Annotated in this window: 3 protein-coding genes; all 3 read right to left on the bottom strand. The window is 51.0% G+C overall.

What is annotated here, in order from left to right:
• Positions 1–79 precede the first annotated feature (79 nt).
• Positions 80–289, bottom strand: a complete 210-nt coding sequence (locus RMSM_RS31290; protein ID WP_008707015.1) for a hypothetical protein — start codon at positions 287–289, stop codon at positions 80–82.
• 157 nt (positions 290–446) lie between these two features.
• Complete coding sequence (locus RMSM_RS31295; protein WP_008707017.1) at positions 447–755, bottom strand: hypothetical protein; 309 nt, start codon at positions 753–755, stop codon at positions 447–449.
• Positions 756–1,557: 802 nt separating this feature from the next.
• Positions 1,558–2,004 (bottom strand): hypothetical protein (locus tag RMSM_RS43140; protein WP_040770488.1); only part of this gene is annotated, 447 nt, incomplete at its 5' end.

Consider the following 2,004-nt stretch of genomic DNA (forward strand, 5'->3'; position numbering starts at 1 on the left):
TTATAAAACGTTCGGCAATAACTTCGACGTTTTAATTGTCCCCGGAAGGACATGAGCCGTATGGCGAACACACTTCCTCTCAAATGATTGGTAACAAAATTCTAACGACGAACTTATTGCCGAACCGTTCCTCAGCATCGCGGTACTCGTACTCGTACTCGTACTCGTACTCGTGCTCGTACTCGTGCTCGTATCGACGGGCGTCGGTCAATCGCAGCCGACGGATGCTTTGAAGCGTCGATGGGGCATCCAATATGGCAGGAAGATGATGAGATATTCCTGCCAACATTTTCCTGCCATCTAGTGTCACTACGAGTGCCACCGGAGTCATTCAATAGACGAATGCCAGTCGTCACCGAGATCGCGTGAACAACGTTGTGATGGCCAAGCCGCCCTACTCACGTTCTTCGGTGCAATTCATGGTTCGCCATCAACCCGTTTTATGACTACGAAGGAAGCGGAGGATACCGTTCAATTTGTTTTGCGTCCACGCCGCTAATCCAAACTCGGTCGCCTCGATATCGTGAAATTCGAAACGGTTCATCTTTTGATTTGTCCGTCACTCCGCCAACCACAAAACTAAACACAATAACAATAAACCCGGCGGTCATAGCGACGCCGCCAGCTGCCGAGGCAAACGCGAAAAGGAATAGCCCCACAACCATCAGCGCGAATCCGACTGCCAATAGATTGCGACTCTTTTTGCTCTTTGCTTGTTCGTCCGCAGGAATTGTATCGTTGCAGGGTATCGTCAATTGTATCGGTTTGCCAAAAAATCTCGCCAGGATCGGGAGAGTTTCTAACGGCTAAATCGCTTAGCTCGCGTTCTCCGGTTCGCGTGATGGTTACCCGGTATCTGGTGCGAACGGGAATGAGCAAGCGATCGTCCGCCAAGTATATTGCGAATAATGACAAGTAAATGTCCACGTTGCTTTCCAAAGCGATGGATTCACTTGCGTTTAGCACCGAGAAGCCAATCAACGATCTCAGCAAAAAAGATAACAGGTGAGAAAACCACGAACATCACAAGTGTAAAGCCAAGGTGATCCCATGAGCTCCAAACGATATAGAACAGCACTGCCGACCATGTGGTCAGCTTAAACAGTATTCGTGTCGAAAACTGCGTCGTAAGTCGTGGGTCAGATTCGCTTGGTTTGTCGTCTGTCATTCACGTCGATAGTTGACATCGATCAGTCGGGTAACGGTAGCGATGTGCGGGCGGCGGCGAACGACTCAACAGCTGCCCAAACAGCGGCCACCGCCGCTCCGTCACCCTCGAATGGTTCCCCGCAATTTCTGGGACGATCGTGCCCCCAATGATCACGCTCGTTCGTCATCGTACCCGCCCCGCCATCGAGTCGCAAATTCGTTGCAAACGAATCGGCCAGCTTAGACCGACCGCCCCCCCACGTAATTGCAGCCAAACCGTTTGCGAGCTGCGAACCATGTCGAGTCGACGAACAAATCACCACAATCTTGTCTGAGAGTCTGAGCAACCACTACACAAACTCGGTTTTAAGGCCTCGACATTAATATCTTTTCACCCGGCGGTCTAATTTATTTGGGCTGTAGTGATGCAGCAGGCACAAGGATATCTCCCAGATCGTTCACGCCCTCAACAAGATCGACATTGAATCGACTACGCGGCCAGTCGGACTCCTCGCCCAAGATGCCCACACGATCAATTCGCCCGGACTCGTGAAAGACTCGGAACGTCAGACTTTCATTTGCGGGCAGTCCCGCAATGCTGATCCTACCCTCCGTATCAGAGCAAGATACAAATGGATGCCCCAGAACGAAAACGTAGGCATGCATCCATGGGTGTATATTGCAGTCAACCGGAATAGGTGCGGGCTCCGACAAAGGCACTGTAACCAAGTTAGACACGCCTGGCGGAATCTGTATGTCGCAAGGCTGGTTCGCAAAGAAACTGAGGATGGGGTTGTGTTGAACTCGTCCGCGATTAACCAGTTCAATCGTATCTCCTGCCTGAGCAATCAAAAC

Source organism: Rhodopirellula maiorica SM1 (assembly GCF_000346295.1).
Classification (GTDB): Bacteria; Planctomycetota; Planctomycetia; order Pirellulales; family Pirellulaceae; genus Novipirellula; species Novipirellula maiorica.

Excerpts from the sequence above, each read along its gene's own strand:
- RMSM_RS31290 (WP_008707015.1), bottom strand. The coding sequence starts at position 289 with ATGTTGGCAGGAATATCTCATCATCTTCCTGCCATATTGGATGCCCCA.